Below are 18,902 nucleotides of genomic sequence, written 5' to 3'. Positions count from 1 at the left end.
ATAAGACTGCTAGATACAAAAAGCCCCGCACTAAGCGGGGCTTTCAAGTTATAGAGTTAACTTAAGAATTACTTCTTAGCGTTACGCTCTTTAACGTCAGCAATTACTTGCTCTGCAACGTTTGTTGGACATGGTGCGTAGTGTGAGAACTCCATAGAGAACTGACCACGACCAGAAGTCATAGTACGTAGAGTACCGATGTAACCAAACATTTCTGATAGAGGTACATCACCCTTGATACGTACGCCTGTAGACGCTGCTTGTTGGTCTTTGATCATACCACGACGACGGTTAAGGTCACCGATTACGTCACCAACGTGATCTTCTGGAGTGAACACGTCAACTTTCATGATTGGCTCAAGAAGTTGCGCGCCAGCTTTAGGCATAGACTGACGGAATGCACCTTTCGCTGCGATTTCGTAAGCGATAGCTGAAGAGTCAACTGCGTGGAAACCACCGTCGAATAGTTCAACTTCAACGTCTAGAGTAGGGAAGCCAGCTAGAACACCGTGCTCCATCATTGACGCAAAGCCTTTCTCAACTGCAGGCCAGAATTCTTTAGGTACGTTACCACCAACAACTGTTGATTTGAACGTGAAGCCAGAGTTTGGCTCACCTGGTTTGATGCGGTAATCGATCTTACCGAACTGACCAGAACCACCAGACTGTTTCTTGTGCGTGTAGCTATCTTCGATTGCTTGAGTGATAGTTTCACGGTAAGCAACCTGTGGAGCACCAACTTCTAGCTCAACGCCGTAAGTACGCTTAAGGATATCTACCTTGATGTCTAGGTGAAGTTCACCCATACCTTTCAGGATAGTTTCGCCTGAATCTTCATCAGTTTCAACTTGGAATGATGGATCTTCTGCAACCATTTTACCGATCGCGATACCCATCTTCTCAGAACCGCCTTTATCTTTAGGCTTAACTGCGATAGAGATTACTGGATCTGGGAAGATCATTGGCTCAAGAGTACATTCGTGCTTAGGATCACATAGAGTGTGACCAGTTTGAACGTTCTTCATACCAACTACAGCGATGATGTCACCAGCTTGTGCTGAATCGATCTCGTTACGCTCGTCCGCGTGCATCTCAACCATACGGCCGATACGCTCTGTTTTACCAGTTGCAGAGTTAAGGATTGTGTCACCTTTCTTCATCTTACCAGAGTAGATGCGGATAAAGGTTAGAGCACCGAAGCGGTCATCCATGATCTTAAATGCAAGAGCACGTAGTGGCTCGTCTGCAGATACAGTCGCAACTTCACCAGTTGGCTCACCAGTCTCTGAATCAGTTAGAGGCTGTGGATCAACTTCTGTTGGAGATGGTAGGTAATCAATTACCGCGTCAAGAATAAGTTGGATACCTTTGTTCTTGTACGCTGAACCACAGTAAGTTGGGAAGAATGCTAGATCACGAGTACCTTTACGGATACAACGTTTGATGTCTTCTAGAGATGGCTCTTCGCCTTCTTCTAGGTAAGCCATCATTAGATCTTCGTCTTGCTCTAGAGCAGTTTCGATTAGCATTTCACGGTATTCAGCAGCTTTTTCTACCATGTCTGCTGGAATATCTTGAACTTCGTAGTTCTCTGGTTGGCCAGACTCATCCCATACGTAAGCTTGTTGGCTTAGTACGTCTACAACACCTACGAAATCTTCTTCGATACCGATAGGTAGAGTCATAACTAGAGGTGTAGCACCTAGTACGTTCTGTACTTGATCTACAACTTTGTAGAAATCTGCGCCCATACGGTCTAGTTTGTTAACGAAGATCAGACGTGATACGTGTGATTCGTCAGCGTAACGCCAGTTAGTTTCTGACTGAGGCTCAACACCACCAGAACCACAGAATACACCGATACCACCGTCAAGTACTTTTAGAGAACGGTAAACTTCGATAGTGAAGTCAACGTGTCCAGGAGTATCGATGATGTTTAGACGGTGATCGTTCCAGAAACAAGTTGTTGCTGCAGACTGGATTGTGATACCACGCTCAGCTTCCTGCTCCATGAAGTCAGTAGTAGTTGAACCGTCGTGAGTGTCACCGATCTTATGGATCTTACCAGTTAGCTTTAGGATACGCTCTGTAGAGGTAGTTTTACCCGCGTCTACGTGAGCAAAAATACCAATGTTTCTGTATTTTGATAAATCAGTCATTGTCTTACTCTGTTAATAAGGTATAAAGTGCGCGCAGAGTATATCACATTCTGTCAATACTGATACCCTTGCGTGCGGATGGAAGAAAAAAAATTTTAACGTGAAATTTCCGTCCCCAAAGCATAGTCAAACACAGCAATTTATGTACTTTATTCGCATTTTATTGAGGACGAATAGAACAGTTTGTGATTGCACAAATACCATTCTTATGAGCATTACAGCTCGTCAAAAGCCTCTATAGCTTCCGACAATTTCTTAACGCCGTGAATTTGCATGCCAGGGATGCCACCTTTCGGCATGTTGGCTGCTGGCACGATGGCTTTCTTGAAACCATGTTTGAACGCTTCATTCAAACGCTCTTGCCCACTTGGCACTGGACGGATTTCGCCCGCAAGCCCTACCTCACCAAAAATCACCACATCTTTAGGGAGTGGACGGTCACGAAAACTCGATAAAAGCGCCATAACTAAAGCAAGATCAGCGCTCGTCTCCGTCACCTTAACACCGCCAACCACATTAACAAAGACATCTTGGTCTGCCATTTGTAAGCCACCATGCTTATGCAACACAGCGAGCAAAAGTGATAGGCGGTTCTGCTCCAAGCCGACCGCAACACGACGAGGGTTGGCTAACTGCGAGTAATCCACCAGCGCTTGAATCTCTACTAGCAGAGGGCGCGTACCTTCCCAAACCACCATGACGGAAGAGCCTGATGTTTCTTCTTCACCACGAGAAAGGAAGATCGCTGATGGGTTACTCACTTCTTTCAATCCTTGGCCTGTCATTGCAAAGACACCAAGCTCATTCACAGCGCCAAAACGGTTTTTATGACTACGCAAAGTGCGGAATCGGCTATCCGTTCCACCATCGAGTAGTACCGAACAGTCGATAATGTGTTCAAGAACTTTGGGGCCCGCAAGGGTACCATCTTTTGTTACGTGACCAACAATAAATACCGCAACATTATTCTGTTTTGCGTATCGTGTCAGAGCCGTCGCAGATTCACGTACCTGAGCAACACTGCCAGGCGACGATTGAACATCAGAAACGTGCATCACCTGAATCGAGTCTATCACCATTATACGAGGCTGCTCTTTTTCGGCGATTTGGCAAATTTTGTCGACGTTCGTTTCCGATAGCATTTTTAAATGATCTTTCGGCAAGCCCAATCGGGAAGCACGCATTGCCACCTGCTGTAATGACTCTTCACCGGTTACGTAAAGCGTTGGCATTTGCGCAGATAAACTACACATGGTTTGCAACAGAAGGGTTGATTTACCAGCGCCAGGGTTACCACCAATCAAAATTGCGGCACCTGGTACAACACCACCACCCAACACGCGGTCAAGCTCTTTAAACCCACTGGTGAAGCGAGGTACTTCTTGCAGATCAATTTCGGATAGCGTTTGAACCGTAGCTTCTGTTGCGGAACCAGCGTAGCCGCTTAAGCGTTCATTGCGAGCAACGGTTGGCGATGCAGCGATACGTACTTCTGTTATCGTATTCCATGCACCACATGCGTTACACTGCCCCTGCCAACGGGGAAAGTCCGCGCCACAATCATTACAAACATACGCTCGTTTTGCTTTCGCCATGATGCCTCAATTTTTTCTACAAATGTGACTAAGCACAGCCAAGTCAGACCTGAACTGAAATGAACTATTGATATACTTAAGTATTACTTCGCTTAGCCGATACAATTTAAAGTAACGACATACTCTAACAGAAATAATGCAGCAATCTGAAATTCTCTCGCTCGCAGAACGACTCATTCCCGTTTACGGTACGAATGACTTTGACTTTGTCCTTGGCCAACTGACCGAGGAAGAGCCGCCTTCGGCCAAAATTTTGGTTAAAATGGAACTTAACCGCTTAATGGCTCCATGCAAAAAAAGCATTGATTTGCGAGGTCGCGTTCAAGGCGAATGTCGCGAGTATATTTTAGATGGCATTCCACATTGGTTGGATGACGTTGCTTTCAACGCTTACCATAAAAACATCAAAAAGTTTGGCTGCTACACGGAAGGAATGTGGGAAGCATTGGTCAACACGCGAAATAACTTTCGCGTAATGAGCAAGCGCCTTACTCAGCAAAAAACGCAATCGTTAACGGATCCTAAAAGCCCGTTCTTAGCAGAACCCGTTCACCTAGGCTATGATTTAAAGCGCCAAGAAAAACGCTTGAAAGTCCAATCTCAAGTTGAAATTTGCCGTTCTAAAGGACAGCTTCTTCATGGATTAAGCATTGATTTATCTAGCTCTGGCGCAAAGTTCAAAGTCCCTAGCGCATTTAAATATAACCTTGGGGAAATTATTCAGGTCACGTTTACTGAATTTGCCAGCAAATCTAACGTTGCAGGTATAGAGAAACCGCTTGCATACCGCATACTCGCGGTTGATGACTGTTACGAAAATGATTCAGTTCGATACCTCAGAACCATACGCTTAACTGACACCAATGTCGTCACCAGAGTGATAGATGAAGCGCTCAACAGTGCTGCTAAAAGGGCTCGTCACGACAATCAAGACAAGATTATTCGAGCTCGAACTCGCGGTTATGAGCACATCGCACTAAAGCACACCAGCAGCTTGCCTCTATTCTTTGATGGTAGTGACCTAAAATTAGCAATGTTAACGCCAAACAATCAAAAGCTTTGGCAATACTGGCACGATGAGAGAAACCAGCAAATGTTTGGTTCCTTATTCAACGAGCAACGCATCGCGTCACTCATTAAGCCTGGTGTTAAAGGAACAACCAATGTCCTTTATTCATTTACTCACGAGCACGAGAATCGAACCTATTTCTATTCGATGTTTCGCCCTGAAGCAACTCGCGAACAGCGCCAGCTATTTTGGCATTTAGGTGGCAAACGAGAGAGTTGGCGCGCGTTTAGAATTTCAATCTTTGAACTATCTGAGCAAGAACAGGAAGACCTAGCAGCTTTCTCTCCAGAGTTAGCAGAAACGTCTCAATCACTGACTCATATTGGTATTTTGCAAGAAATTGCTGACGAAAAGTCAGGGCAGGATTACCTGCTAACTGAAAAGCCGCGCTTACCCGCTAATACATTAAACGCGTTTCGCCATCCGAGAAGAGTTATCGGCAATCCAAAGGGCATTTATTTTGATGCAAAGTCTCGTCGAAAAGAGCCTCGTTATCGTTTTAAAACACCTTTAGAGTTGTACTCAGGACAGACTAAAACAGGCGGCAGTACTGTTGACCTTTCCAAACGAGGACTCGGAATTAGGCTAAGTGAGCCCACGATGTTACGTTCTGGGCAAGAGGTAAGAATCAACTTTCGAGAATTACAACTCTACGATAAAAAATTGCCGTTAATGTCGGTGCCATACCGAGTAATTCGTGTAAGCCCAGACGGTTGTAGCGTGCAGCTAGTTATTGATGAAAGCAGCCAAACCATGAAGGTAATCGCTTTTTTCAACAGCATTATCGAGCACAATCAAGACAAGCTAATCCCGCAAAAAGAGACGCTACCAAGTAATGCTCTACTTGAAAGGCTACACTGCATGTTGCTCTCGCGTACGCTGAGCACGCCCATTTTTATCAGTAAGAGTACGTCATCTTCAATCAAAACCCCCGTTATCGGGGTGAACTTGCCGCTACCTAAACACATTGAGCTTTTTGCCCGTCTTGGGCATGACCAACTGTTGTCACTTGAACCTATCTTTAAAGGCCGGACAAGCACATTAATCGCAGAGCCAATAAAACGTGTAGAAGGTGCTCAAGCCAGACATCAGGATATCTACATAAGCGCCGCAAAAGTAGGCAATAAAATTACAGGCATTGAGTCAAAGCTTCATCAAGAGTTCAACAGCGTAAAAGAGCGGATTCAATTTATAAAGAAAGCGCGAATGATGGGTGACTTTTACGTGATTCGCCTTTCTACTGCGCCAATTTTCGATCCGATGACATCATTACTGCAACAAGATTTAAGTGACTTAACCCAATTTGGCGTACATCAAGCGAGCAAGTTAGAAAAAGAGTTAACAGCGCTCGTTGGTTACAGTGAATTTGAAGACATTACTGAAGAGGTTGTAATTAGATTGGAGTTAACCGAGTAAATTCAAAGTCATACCAAATTGAAAAAAAACACCGCCTTTCTGGCGGTGTTTTTGAATGGATGGTTAAGGTTTAGCTTTCCAGCTGACCTTTTGCTGCTTCACCAATGCGCCAGATAAAATACAGAGCACACCGCCCAACCCTGCAAAGCGAATCGCTGATTGCGCTTGAGCTTCCACTTTTGGTTTTGCGTGATACGCAATCCCTAATCCTGCCACCGACATCATCACAAGATCATTAGCGCCATCACCGACAGCAACCGTGTTGTGCTGCTCAATTTCATATTCATCCGCCAATTCCACTAGAATGTCTGACTTCATCTGCGCCGTTACCACATCGCCAAGTACTTTACCCGTGAGTTTGCCGTCAATAATTTCTAATTGATTGGAGCGAGCAAAGTCTAAGTCGACTTTATCTTTGATGTAATCAGAGAAGTAAGTAAAACCACCGGAGGCAATCGCTGTTTTCCAGCCCAAGGCTTTCAACGTCGCAATTAGCGCTTCAAAGTCCGGCATGAATGGTAACTGGGAACGAACTTGTTCAAGAATTGATTCATCGGCACCTTTGAGCTTACCAACTCGCTGACGTAAACTTTGCTCAAAATCCAGCTCACCTTGCATGGCACGTTCAGTGACTTCAGCGACCTCATCCCCTACTCCTGCCAGTTTCGCGATTTCATCAATACACTCTATCTGGATCGCCGTTGAATCCATATCAAATACAATCAACCCTTGGGTTGATAGATCGGGCACTTCATTAAGCGAGGCGTAATCTAGGTTGAGACTTTGTAAGATCGTTTCATGTTGAGGAGTCAACTCTCCGGCCATCAGGGCTACTTCATATTGGCCAACTTTCCACGTTTCTAGTATTGGGTTGTAAAAGCCGGTGAAGAAATCAATGTCTTCGAAGTGACTTGGCGAAAGGTACTCAGCAAATACGATCCAGTTTGCTTTTGCTTTATCTAATTGGGAGGCAAATCGAGTCTCGGGTAATCGTTTTAAAAGTGTCGTATGTTTTCTGATAGGCAAGCTTTTTGACGCGTCCATGTATATAATCCCTTATGACTTTGCTAAAACGTTACCTCAACAAACTAAAAAGGCAAGTCTTTGTTTTATTTTAAATGGATGAGTAAAGAGCATGAGTGAATCTTTGTTCTCAGTAAGGAATGCCCTAAGAATTCTGGCACTAATCCTACTGTGTGTGATGTTGTTTATCACAATAAAAAACAGTGTTGTGATCAGTAAGGGTAATGAGAAAATTCAAGCACAACAGCTTGAAACGCTCACCAAAGTTTTGATTTCACAGGCGTCTCTTTCTGCCAGTGAGATGATTTTAACTAAAGATCAAGAACGATTACTTCAGCTAACAAACCAGCTAGCACAAGACCGTTTAGTGTTTGATGCAACAATCTACGATGCACAGGGTGTACGTTTAGCGTCTAGTGAAGAGGCATTATCGGTACGCGAAGTTCTTGGCCTGGATACGCCTTTGGCAACAGCTTCCATTGGTCGCCAGCAGTTGGTTGAACCAGTTTTTGCAGATGGTGCGCTTATCGGTTTTGTTCGCGTGACCTTTGAGACGGGCCGGGTGACGGCTATTTCTGACCACCACTATCGCAAGAGCGATCGTTATATGTACATGATGGTCTTAATGAGCTTTGTCTGTGGTATGTTGTTCATCTTGATTTTACGTCGACAACCGATACGTCGTAAAAAAGCGCCAAACCTGCTGCTAACCAAGTAACTAGGTAGCGCTAACAACTCATATAAAAACAGCCCGTAATGTGCGGGCTGTTTTTTTAGCTCTTGAGAGCGAAAAATAGAATGACTCTTCGTCGCTTACTCTTCGTCACCAAGCAATACTGAATCTAGTGCGATTAGCATCATGTCGTTGAATGTCGTTTGACGCTCGTCAGATGTAGTCTGTTCGCCAGTCTTGATATGATCAGAAACCGTACAGATTGTCAGAGCTTTTGCACCGTATTCTGCCGCAACACCGTAAATACCAGCCGCTTCCATTTCAACACCAACAATGCCGTACTTGTCCATTACATCGAACATTTCTGGATCTGGCGTGTAGAAAAGCTCTGCTGAGAATAGGTTACCAACTTTAACGTCAATACCGCGAGCTTTTGCAGCGTCTTCTGCCGCACGAACCATGTTGTAGTCTGCGATTGCCGCGAAGTCATGACCTTTAAAGCGGATACGGTTCACTTTAGAGTCAGTACATGCACCCATGCCGATCACAACATCACGCACTTTGATGTCTTCATTCACTGCGCCACAGCTGCCAACACGGATGATTTTCTTCACGCCGAAGTCTTTGATTAGTTCAGTCGCGTAAATCGAGCATGATGGGATACCCATACCGTGGCCCATTACCGAGATCTTACGGCCTTTGTATGTACCTGTGTAACCAAACATATTACGAACGTCACACACTTGAACGACATCTTCAAGGAAAGTCTCTGCGATGTATTTTGCACGTAGTGGATCACCAGGCATCAGTACGACGTCTGCAAATGCACCCATTTCAGCATTGATATGTGGAGTTGCCATTTTCTTTTCCTTAACCTTTCTCTAGCGCTCCGCGCTTAAGGCGATATAAGCCAGAGTATTCTCATTTCCGACAAGCAGCATTTACATACTGCAAACATAAAACTAGGAGCTATCAAGCTCCTAGTTTTCAAAAACCTAACTAATTATAGGAAGTTCTTACCGTAATCCATTGGAGAAGTACCGAAGTAACTTGCCAATGTTTGACCGATATCTGCGAATGTTTCGCGGCGGCCAAGAGAACCAGCTGGTACTTTTTGACCATAAACCAATACTGGGATGTGCTCACGAGTATGGTCAGTACCTGGCCATGTTGGGTCACAGCCGTGGTCTGCCGTTAGGATAAGCACATCGTCTTCTTCCATAATCTCTAGCACTTCGTTGATACGATCATCGAAGTACTCAAGTGCCGCTGCGTAACCCGCTACGTCACGACGGTGACCGTAAGCTGAGTCGAAGTCTACAAAGTTAGTGAATACGATCGTGTTGTCGCCCGCTTCTTTGATTTGCTCTAGCGTTGCTTCGAACAATGCAGGGATACCTGTCGCTTTCACTTTCTTAGTGATGCCGCAGTTTGCGTAGATATCAGCAATCTTACCAATAGAAACCACGTTGCCTTGCTTCTCATCAACGAGCTTCTGAAGAACCGTTGCTGATGGTGGCTCTACAGAAAGATCACGACGGTTACCTGTACGCTCAAATTGACCTTTACCAGCACCAACGAATGGGCGCGCGATAACACGACCAATGTTGTAATCTTCTAGCTCTTCACGTGCGATTTGGCAAAGCTCTAGTAGACGGTCTAGACCGAAAGTCTCTTCGTGACATGCGATTTGGAATACAGAGTCAGCAGACGTGTAGAAGATTGGTTTGCCAGTCTTCATGTGCTCTTCACCAAGATCGTCAAGAACTTGAGTACCAGACGCGTGACAGTTACCTAGGAAACCGTCAAGACCTGCACGCTCAAGAATGCGGTCAGTCAATTCTTTCGGGAAGCTGTTTGCTTTGTCAGTGAAGTAACCCCAGTCAAACAGAACAGGAACACCTGCGATTTCCCAGTGACCAGACGGCGTGTCTTTACCTGAAGAAAGCTCTGCTGCATGACCGTATGCACCAATGATTTCAGCGTCTGCGTCTAGTCCAGGTGCGAAGCGACCTGTCGATTCTTTATGCGCCATTGCCAAACCAAGTTTCGATAGATTTGGAAGGCGAAGTGCACCTTGGCGATTGTCGTTATCTGCTAAGCCTTTGTCACATTGGTCAGCGATGTGACCTAGTGTGTCTGAACCTACATCACCAAATTCTTTAGCATCGGCAGTTGCACCGATACCGAATGAGTCTAGTACTAAAATAAATGCTCTTTTCATTGCTCGTTCCTTAGGCCCACTCGGCTTTTTATTATGGTTGAGTAGGCCTTGTGTAATTACTTGTTCTATTAGATATCTTCTGCACGAATTTGGCGGTAAACCTCTGGAGTTGGTGTGTATTCACCACCTACTTTGATTGCACTGCGCAGTGCTTTTGCCGCTTCTTCCCATTGCTCTTCAGTGCGAGCGTGGATGACCGCAAGAGGTTTATCACTGTCTGCGACCTCACCTAGGCGGATGAACTCGTCGAAACCAACTGCGTAGTCGATTTCATCAGTAGCAACACGACGACCACCACCCATAGCAACCACAGCCATGCCGATAGCACGTGTATCCATTGCAGAGACAATGCCCGTTTCTGTTGCGTAAACTGGCTTAATGATTGCTGCTTTTTCTAAGTAGTTGTCGTAGTTTTCTACGAAGTCCGCAGGGCCGCCTAAACCGGCAACCATCTTGCCGAAGCACTCAGCCGCTTTGCCGTTATCCAGCACTTCCATCAGTTTTGCGCGTGCGTCTTCTGTGTTCTCAGCAAGCTTGCCAAGTACTAACATTTCAGCACATGAAGCCATGGTCACTTCAAGTAGACGAGGATTACGGTATTCACCCGTTAAGAAACGAACCGCTTCACGAACTTCTACCGCGTTACCCGCTGAAGACGCCAATACTTGGTTCATGTCCGTAAGAATTGCCGTAGTTTTAGTGCCAGCACCGTTTGCTACCGCAACGATTGATTTTGCTAGCTCTTCAGACGCTTCGTAAGTTGGCATAAATGCACCTGAACCCACTTTTACGTCCATCACTAGCGATTCCAGACCCGCCGCCAGTTTCTTAGAAAGGATCGACGCCGTAATCAGGGAGATATTGTCTACCGTTGCGGTAATATCACGAGTCGCGTAAACACGCTTATCCGCAGGAGCAAGGTCACCAGTTTGACCGATGATCGCCACACCAGCGTCTTTGGTTACTTGACCAAAAACATCGTTGCTCGGCGTAATGTTGTAACCAGGGATAGATTCAAGTTTATCCAGCGTACCGCCTGTATGACCAAGACCGCGGCCAGAGATCATAGGTACGAAACCGCCACACGCTGCCACCATTGGGCCAAGCATTAAAGAAGTTACGTCACCCACACCACCGGTTGAGTGTTTGTCGACAATTGGACCACCGAAGTTCATGTGGCTCCAGTCGATAACCATGCCCGAATCACGCATTGCACACGTTAAGGCGATGCGCTCATCCATGGTCATTTCATTAAAGAAAATCGTCATAGCAAACGCCGCAATCTGACCTTCAGATACCGTGTTGTTCGCTACGCCTTGAATAAAGAAGTTGATTTCGTCTGCGGTAAGTACTTCGCCGTCACGTTTTTTACGAATGATTTCTTGTGGTAAATACATTAGTGCCTCCCAAGCTCTTTTGAGCCATGGTTGTAGTAGGATAGAAGAGGTTTGGTAGCACCCGTTTAGGTGCTACCGTTCAGACGTATTATTGGAATTAGTACGCTGTTGGATCAGCGACGTCGTCCGATACTTCTAATGTATTTAGTAGGTTGGTTAGCAGGCTAGACGCACCAAAACGGTAGTGACGAGCATCAACCCAGTTGTCACCTAGGATTTCGTCAGCCATTGCTAGGTATGCTGCTGCGTCTTCAGCAGTGCGCACACCACCTGCTGGTTTGAAACCAACAGTTTCTGCAACACCCATGTCGCGAATAACTTCAAGCATCATGCGAGCGTATTCTGGTGTTGCGTTTACTGGCACTTTACCAGTTGAAGTTTTAATGAAGTCAGCACCTGCTTCAATACAGATTTGAGATGCTTTCTTGATTAGTGCTTCTTCTTTTAGTTCACCTGTTTCGATGATCACTTTAAGAAGAATGTCACCACAAGCTTCTTTACATTGCTTAACTAGTTCGAAGCCTACTTTCTCATCACCCGCCATTAGCGCGCGGTAAGGAAAAACTACGTCAACTTCGTCTGCACCGTAAGCAACCGCCGCTTTTGTTTCAGCAACTGCGATTTCAATGTCGTCGTTACCATGTGGGAAGTTCGTTACTGTTGCAATACGAACCTCTGGCGTACCTTGCTCACGAAGTGTCTTCTTAGCAATAGGAATAAAGCGAGGGTAAATACAAATTGCAGCTGTGTTGCCTACTGCTGTTTTCGCGTCATGACATAGTGAGATCACTTTTGCATCAGTGTCATCGTCATTCAACGTAGTTAGGTCCATAAGTTTAAGTGCACGTAGCGCTGCTGCTTTTAAATCGCTCATTTCTATCTCCGATCAATATTCAAAAAATTCACTACTCAGCCTTACATCACGTCTTTAACTATAATCAACAAGTCGAGACAATGTGAGTAAATGGCTAAACAGTCTATTAATGAACGGACTTGGTTCCCTGAAGACTCGGCATATACAGCGAAAATTTATCATATGCCAATTGCTATCCTTGTCACCGCACAGTACCAGTTTGGCCTATGGCACAACAATCTATGATTGCGGTGTCTTTAATATCACATCACAAAGCAAAACGCCTATTAGATCTGATATTGCAGGGCAATTCATTTGCCCATCGATTATGTAATATTCATTACGTGATTAAGAATCAAGCTTAACCACTATCCTGTGATTAATACATTATAGAGTTTCACCGCAAAACTGTAGCACCAAATAGAGCGCAAACGGTTTGTATCTCAAAATTTCCTAGCCCCTATTCCATTGACTGCGTAATACCTCGACTAAGGCAAACACCCGATGAAATTTTGGAGCCCGAAAAACGAAAAATGCCCCGCAGCAATCTCTTGCTACAGGGCATGATGTAAAACGGCGTCTATATATTAAGAACCGATTCTAATTATAGTGCTGCAAGGCTTAAGCAGAAGCCTGCAATTGTCGCTGCCATAAGGTTAGACAACGTACCTGCAAGAACTGCTTTAACACCCATGCGAGCGATGTCACTACGACGGTTTGGTGCAAGGCTACCTAGACCACCAAGTAGAATCGCGATAGAAGAAAGGTTCGCGAAACCACATAGTGCGAATGAGATGATAGCTGTTGTCTTCTCAGACATTACTTCACCAGTTGCCGCGATTACTTGAGCGTTTTCACCTAGGTATGGTGTGAAGTTCAAGTAAGCAACGAATTCGTTCACTACGATTTTCTGACCGATGAATGAACCAGCTGTTACAGCTTCTGCCCATGGAACACCGATTAGGAATGCTAGTGGAGAGAACGCGTAACCTAGGATTAGCTCTAGTGTTAGTTCTGGCATGCCGAACCAACCACCGATGCCACCTAGCATACCGTTGATTAGCGCGATTAGACCAACGAATGCGATTAGCATTGCACCTACGTTAAGCGCAAGTTGTAGACCAGAAGCCGCACCGCCCGCAGCTGCGTCGATTACGTTAACTGGTTTGTCGTCACCGCCGTCCATCGCTTCTTCGATACTTTCGTGAGGCTGGTCAGTCTCAGGGTGAAGAATTTTAGCGAACAGTAGACCACCTGGTGCTGCCATGAATGATGCCGCAACTAGGTACTCTAGTGGAACACCCATAGATGCGTAACCAGCTAGTACACCACCAGCAACAGAAGCTAGACCACCACACATTACCGCGAATAGCTCTGATTGAGTCATTTTTGGAACGAATGGACGAACAACTAGAGGTGCCTCAGTTTGACCTACGAAGATGTTAGCTGCCGCTGACATTGATTCCGCACGCGAAGTGCCTAGCGCTTTTTGTAGTGCGCCACCAAGAATCTTGATAACCCATTGCATAACGCCAATGTAGTAAAGAACTGAAATCAGTGCAGAGAAGAAGATCAGTGTAGGAAGAACACGGAATGCGAAGATGAAACCGCCGCCGCCGAATACTTCGAACATCTTGTCAGAAACAAGACCACCGAACAGGAATGATGAACCATCGTTACCGTAGTTGATAACGTTAGAAACACCTGAAGAGAAACCGTTTAGTAGATCACGGCCCCAAGGTACATACAGAACAAATGCACCTAATGCGAATTGGATAGCGAATGCGCCACCCACAGTTCTAAAGTTGATAGCTTTTCGGTTGTTAGAAAATGCCACTGCAATCGCAAGAAGCACTACCATACCGATTAGGCTCATAAACAGGCTCATAGTTTATGACTTCCTTATAAGTTATTTATTGGCGTGTTACAAAATGGAGCTATAAAGCGGGGGCAATTATACTCATGCAGAATCAATTAAAGTAATGCCAGCCTCACACTTTCCTATAAGATTCATGATTGATTCAACCAGCTTTGTGAGTTAATTCACAATAAGCAGGAAAACGTTTTCGATTTCAAACCACATCTTTAGATTTTATTCACATATCGAGAAAGCAAAATTGCTATTTTTCCACAGTTGAGAGGCAATCGATTGCTTTCGGCCGTTATGCAACTCTACGAGCTCATTAAAGACGTGAATGAGTTTGGCTGGGTGATTTGACTCCCCTTGATATCCAAGTATAGGCATATCTGGTGCGTCTGTTTCGATTACTAGGTTTTCGAGTGGTAATTTTTGAATTGCGTCGCGTGTTTTCTTGGCTCTTGGGTAGGTAATCGTTCCTCCTACACCGATAAAAAAACCTAATTTGACCCACTCCATGGCTTGCTGATAACTCCCAGAAAAAGCGTGTAGCACACCACCTCTAGGGAGATTCGCCGATTTCACCATTTGAATGAGGCGATTGTGCGCTTTTCGGCTATGTAAAATAACTGGGAGTTCGAAGCGTCTAGCCAGCTCAAATTGAACTTCAAGTATCTTTTCTTGCAACTGTGGATAAACATCAATGGCAAAATCTAAACCACACTCTCCTATTGCTACGCACTGTGGTCCTTTTTGATTTAGATAGCCTTCTAGCTCTGTAAGGTGCTGCTCAACGTTATCTTCAAGAAAATACGGATGAAAGCCGAGCGCATAATACAAATTGGCATGTTGCTCTGCCAAAGTTTGAATACGAGCCCAGTTTTGCGGACCGGCGGAAGGAATCAAAATTCTTGCGACGCCTTGCGTTTGAGCAAGCTCAAGTTGATGCGCAAAGTCATCTTGAAACACATCAAAATCAAAGTGGCAGTGCGTATCAAAGAGCTTCATCTTGACGCTTTTTATCTGTATCTGCGGGCAGAAAATCAGAGGATGGTTGGGCTTCACTCTTCTCTTCAGTTTGATGGGCAGGGTCTTTTCGATATGGGACACAACTGCGTTTCTGATCGGGAGTTAACCCCATCTCTTTACACCAGTTGTCGTAACGCTTTAGCCCACGTTTAAACCAATTCATATCTTATCCTTATATAAAAACGCCCTTGGCTAAGTTTATAGCCAAGGGCGTTTTAAAATCTAGTTTGCGTTAAGGCTTACCCTAACCGCGCAAATTAGTGCTCACGCGTCGCACGGAAATCAACGTCAGGGAAACGCTCTTTCGCCAAGTTTAAGTTAACCATTGTTGGAGCGATATACGTTAGGTTATCACCACCATCCAATGCTAAGTTCGCTTGATTCTTGCGTTGGAACTCATCCAGTTTCTTCGCATCACCACACTCAACCCAACGAGCAGTTGCAACGTTAATGCCTTCATAAATCGCTTCAACGTTATACTCAGATTTCAAACGAGCCACAACAACATCGAACTGAAGTACACCAACGGCACCAACGATCAGATCGTTGTTCTGTAGAGGACGGAATACCTGTACCGCACCTTCTTCTGATAGCTGAACCAAACCTTTGAGAAGCTGCTTCTGCTTTAATGGATCTTTCAGGCGAATACGACGGAATAGTTCCGGAGCGAAGTTCGGAATACCAGAGAACTTCAGTGATTCACCTTGCGTAAAGGTATCACCAATCTGAATAGTGCCGTGGTTGTGTAGACCAATGATGTCACCGGCGTAAGCGTGTTCTGCACGTGCACGGTCACCAGCCATAAAGGTTACTGCATCAGAGATACTCACTTGCTTGCCAAGACGAACGTGGTTCATCTTCATACCTTGCGTGTAAGTGCCCGATACAATACGCATGAATGCGATACGGTCGCGGTGTTTTGGGTCCATGTTCGCTTGGATCTTAAATACGAAACCAGAGAACTTCTCTTCGGTCGCTTCAACTTCACGTTCAACCGCTTGACGAGTTTTCGGCGCTGGGGCCCATTCAGTTAGACCGTCTAGCATATGATCCACACCAAAGTTACCTAATGCAGTACCGAAGTAAACTGGCGTAAGATCACCGGTTAAGAACATTTCCAAATCAAACTCAGGGCAAGCACCCATGACAAGCTCAAGCTCTTCTCGAACACTTTCCGCAAGGCCTGCACCAACTTTTTCATCAAGCTCTGGGTTGTCGAGACCTTTGATGATTCGAACTTCTTGAATCTCATGACCGTGACCTGATTCGTATAAAATCGTTTCATCACGGTGAATGTGGTACACACCTTTAAATTCTTTACCACAGCCGATTGGCCATGTAATTGGCGCACACATCATGCCCAACTCGTTTTCTACCTCGTCCAATACTTCCATTGGATCACGAACGTCACGGTCAAGTTTGTTCATGAAGGTTACGATTGGCGTGTCACGCAGACGCGTTACTTCCATCAGCTTACGTGTACGATCCTCGACACCTTTCGCCGCATCGATAACCATCAAACACGAGTCTACTGCCGTTAACGTACGGTATGTATCTTCCGAGAAGTCTTCGTGTCCAGGCGTATCAAGTAGGTTTACCAGACAGTCATTGTAAGGGAACTGCATTACAGAAGTGGTTACCGAGATACCACGTTCTTTTTCCATTTCCATCCAGTCTGATTTTGCGTGCTGTGCGTTACCACGACCTTTAACCGTACCTGCTTTTTGGATCGCGTTTCCGAATAAAAGGACTTTTTCAGTAATGGTGGTTTTACCCGCATCCGGGTGAGAAATAATAGCGAACGTTCTGCGCTTAGACACTTCGCCTAAAAAAAGGGGATTTGACATTAGTTAATCTTCTAAATTACTTTCATGCTCACAAAATAGGCAAGCATATCTACTATTCGATATTGTGCGGTATTCTCGCTTATTATCGCTGTGCTAGCAAACTGGAAAGACATGAACTGAATTTACTCGGCTCACCAGCCTTTACCTGCAACTAACAAGGGAGAGCCAGCTCCACACAAAGAGATGTAAAAATTCAAAAAATTATTATTACATATTCAAAAGCCTCGAATCCGGATACGCATTTAAAGCATAAGTGTTGATGAGGTAATTAGTAACGGCCTAAAACTAACTCAAAAATAAGTAACTCATGATAATGGCGTCTTCCTTACCATTTCCCGATTTAGCTGGGTAATAGTTGTAACGACGGTCCACTTCATTAAAACCTGCTTGCTCATAAATATGGATAGCTGGGTGATTACTTTCACGCACTTCTAACCAAGCACTCTCTGCTTTGGCTTGTTCACAGTGTTCAATAAACGCGTCCAGCAATTTTTGCCCTAGCCCTCTGCCCTGTTGAGAAGGCGCTACTGCAATATTTAATAGTGTCACTTCTCCAACAATATTCTGTCCATAGAAGTAACCAACCACTTGAGAGCCTTCCAGCATCACATGATGGCAAGCACCGCGACTGGATAAGTCACGAACCAAAGATTCGGCCCAAGGGTGAGAATGTGCTTGCTGCTCGATTTGCCAAACTTGGTCGAGGTGATCTGCACACATCGGCGTAATTTCAATTGTCACGCATTAGCTCCGTTAAGAGTACGAACAGATTTGTTGCCACAATGCGCGGCGCTGTTCGTTATTACCATCAATATCTTGTAATAGTGGCGAGGTCAGGTGCTTTGCCTTGATGCTTTTATCAGCCTCACAGCCTGCAAACCACACCCACTCTAGCTGATGTTCACCCAGCATGGATAAGCGCTCAGGCTCTAGGTGTAGCGCATCATCAAGCGTGAGCTTAATGCTTTTTAATACGCGCTCAAACATCAATGCCGTCTCGTTTTCTGGACATATTGGCGATACCAATAGGAGTTTACATGAACTTTGCAAATCCAATAATGGCGATTGATAGCCTTCCAGTCTTTCAGGGTGTACCAGCTCCCATGTGCTGATCCCCATTTCACGTAAATACTGTTTCTCGTTAATTGACATTTTCCGTCACCTATTTGAACGAGGGCAATCCTATCAAATTATCGCGATTATACCTAAAGGACTTCAAGGAACACCTGAACACAATGAGATGATTTGGATATTCCTTAACATAGCGTTTTGCCAACGGCCACACATTGGGTATGACATATGAGGTACATTATGAAATTCTTAAATACGCTACTGCTTTGCACACTGGTAGCCGCCACCAGCATGAGTGTTTTTGCTAATAACAGCGATGAGTGGGAGCTGATTGCAACGAAAACCGTTAACTTTCATACAGAAACAGATACCGTGACACCAAATAGTCTATTCCGAAACCGAAGCTTCAGTAAAATAAAACTAAAATGTGTGCAAGGAACGGTAGACATTAATGGTTTAAAAGTCGTCATGACAGATGGTAGTGAGAAAAAGCTTTCCTCGATGGGCGTACTAACAAGCGGATTGTCGACTCGTGCCTGGAGCCTTCCAGGTACAAAAGAAGCCAAGCTAAAACAGATTGAAATGACTTACAGTAGCTGGGGAAGCACAAAACTTAGCCTGCTAGGGGTAAGTAAAAAAGCGAAAATAGAGGTCTGGGGCAAAAAGAAAAGTAACCCGTCATCGTAAC

At 45.0% G+C, this 18,902-nt stretch carries 17 protein-coding genes; 4 read left to right on the top strand and 13 right to left on the bottom strand.

Annotated elements, in window-relative coordinates; genetic code table 11:
- Positions 1-68: 68 nt before the first annotated feature.
- A complete protein-coding gene (gene fusA, locus R7O03_RS10865) occupies positions 69-2,159 on the bottom strand; it encodes an elongation factor G (protein WP_005386444.1) in 2,091 nt (696 codons plus the stop codon).
- A 215-nt stretch (positions 2,160-2,374) separates the two neighbouring features.
- Positions 2,375-3,754, bottom strand: coding sequence for a DNA repair protein RadA (gene radA / locus R7O03_RS10860; protein WP_005386443.1), 1,380 nt, complete (start codon positions 3,752-3,754; stop codon positions 2,375-2,377).
- A gap of 136 nt (positions 3,755-3,890) precedes the next feature.
- On the opposite strand from radA, the gene R7O03_RS10855 reads away from it, so the two are divergent.
- Complete coding sequence (locus R7O03_RS10855; protein ID WP_238970088.1) at positions 3,891-6,239, top strand: PilZ domain-containing protein; 2,349 nt, start codon at positions 3,891-3,893, stop codon at positions 6,237-6,239.
- 63 nt (positions 6,240-6,302) lie between these two features.
- Here R7O03_RS10855 and serB read toward each other — a convergent pair whose 3' ends face one another.
- Positions 6,303-7,283: a phosphoserine phosphatase gene (serB, locus tag R7O03_RS10850; RefSeq protein ID WP_005380142.1), complete on the bottom strand. Its 981-nt coding sequence runs from the start codon at positions 7,281-7,283 to the stop codon at positions 6,303-6,305.
- Between the two features lie 91 nt (positions 7,284-7,374).
- Between serB and R7O03_RS10845 the strand changes: the two genes are divergently transcribed.
- Positions 7,375-7,980, top strand: coding sequence for a YtjB family periplasmic protein (locus R7O03_RS10845; RefSeq protein ID WP_005391677.1), 606 nt, complete (start codon positions 7,375-7,377; stop codon positions 7,978-7,980).
- A 95-nt stretch (positions 7,981-8,075) separates the two neighbouring features.
- Here R7O03_RS10845 and deoD read toward each other — a convergent pair whose 3' ends face one another.
- From deoD to deoC, 4 genes are all read right to left on the bottom strand, one after another.
- Positions 8,076-8,795 carry a purine-nucleoside phosphorylase gene (gene deoD / locus R7O03_RS10840; protein WP_005380140.1) on the bottom strand — a complete coding sequence of 240 codons (720 nt, stop codon included), beginning with the start codon at positions 8,793-8,795 and terminating at the stop codon, positions 8,076-8,078.
- Between the two features lie 143 nt (positions 8,796-8,938).
- Positions 8,939-10,159: a phosphopentomutase gene (locus R7O03_RS10835; RefSeq protein ID WP_054700480.1), complete on the bottom strand. Its 1,221-nt coding sequence runs from the start codon at positions 10,157-10,159 to the stop codon at positions 8,939-8,941.
- Between the two features lie 68 nt (positions 10,160-10,227).
- Complete coding sequence (gene deoA, locus R7O03_RS10830) at positions 10,228-11,556, bottom strand: thymidine phosphorylase (RefSeq protein WP_025768209.1); 1,329 nt, start codon at positions 11,554-11,556, stop codon at positions 10,228-10,230.
- 97 nt (positions 11,557-11,653) lie between these two features.
- Positions 11,654-12,430, bottom strand: coding sequence for a deoxyribose-phosphate aldolase (gene deoC, locus R7O03_RS10825; protein ID WP_005380133.1), 777 nt, complete (start codon positions 12,428-12,430; stop codon positions 11,654-11,656).
- 90 nt (positions 12,431-12,520) lie between these two features.
- Here deoC and R7O03_RS10820 point away from each other — a divergent pair, with 90 nt between their 5' ends.
- A complete protein-coding gene (locus tag R7O03_RS10820) occupies positions 12,521-12,655 on the top strand; it encodes a hypothetical protein (RefSeq protein WP_005391675.1) in 135 nt (44 codons plus the stop codon).
- Between the two features lie 358 nt (positions 12,656-13,013).
- On the opposite strand, the gene R7O03_RS10815 is transcribed toward R7O03_RS10820, so the two are convergent.
- From R7O03_RS10815 to R7O03_RS10790, 6 genes are all read right to left on the bottom strand, one after another.
- The gene (locus R7O03_RS10815) at positions 13,014-14,297 is read right to left on the bottom strand and encodes a NupC/NupG family nucleoside CNT transporter (RefSeq protein ID WP_005380131.1); all 1,284 of its coding nucleotides are present in this window, start codon (positions 14,295-14,297) and stop codon (positions 13,014-13,016) included.
- Between the two features lie 204 nt (positions 14,298-14,501).
- On the bottom strand, positions 14,502-15,275 hold the full coding sequence (locus R7O03_RS10810; protein WP_318131703.1) for a TatD family hydrolase: 774 nt from the start codon (positions 15,273-15,275) through the stop codon (positions 14,502-14,504).
- Positions 15,262-15,459: a DUF5363 family protein gene (locus R7O03_RS10805; protein ID WP_005380125.1), complete on the bottom strand. Its 198-nt coding sequence runs from the start codon at positions 15,457-15,459 to the stop codon at positions 15,262-15,264. Before R7O03_RS10805 ends, R7O03_RS10810 begins: the two co-directional genes overlap by 14 nt.
- A gap of 94 nt (positions 15,460-15,553) precedes the next feature.
- On the bottom strand, positions 15,554-17,143 hold the full coding sequence (prfC, locus tag R7O03_RS10800; protein WP_005380123.1) for a peptide chain release factor 3: 1,590 nt from the start codon (positions 17,141-17,143) through the stop codon (positions 15,554-15,556).
- A 285-nt stretch (positions 17,144-17,428) separates the two neighbouring features.
- Positions 17,429-17,884: a ribosomal protein S18-alanine N-acetyltransferase gene (gene rimI, locus R7O03_RS10795; protein ID WP_158174144.1), complete on the bottom strand. Its 456-nt coding sequence runs from the start codon at positions 17,882-17,884 to the stop codon at positions 17,429-17,431.
- Positions 17,885-17,896: 12 nt separating this feature from the next.
- The gene (locus R7O03_RS10790) at positions 17,897-18,295 is read right to left on the bottom strand and encodes a DNA polymerase III subunit psi (RefSeq protein ID WP_017635885.1); all 399 of its coding nucleotides are present in this window, start codon (positions 18,293-18,295) and stop codon (positions 17,897-17,899) included.
- A gap of 159 nt (positions 18,296-18,454) precedes the next feature.
- Between R7O03_RS10790 and R7O03_RS10785 the strand changes: the two genes are divergently transcribed.
- Positions 18,455-18,901: a hypothetical protein gene (locus R7O03_RS10785; protein WP_176311148.1), complete on the top strand. Its 447-nt coding sequence runs from the start codon at positions 18,455-18,457 to the stop codon at positions 18,899-18,901.
- The last annotated feature ends 1 nt before the right edge of the window (position 18,902 follow it).

This window comes from Vibrio sp. Vb2960 (assembly GCF_033337665.1).
GTDB lineage: Bacteria > Pseudomonadota > Gammaproteobacteria > Enterobacterales > Vibrionaceae > Vibrio > Vibrio alginolyticus.
The sequence above is the reverse complement of the archived record's forward strand: the minus strand, read 5'-3'. Positions and strand labels throughout refer to the sequence as shown.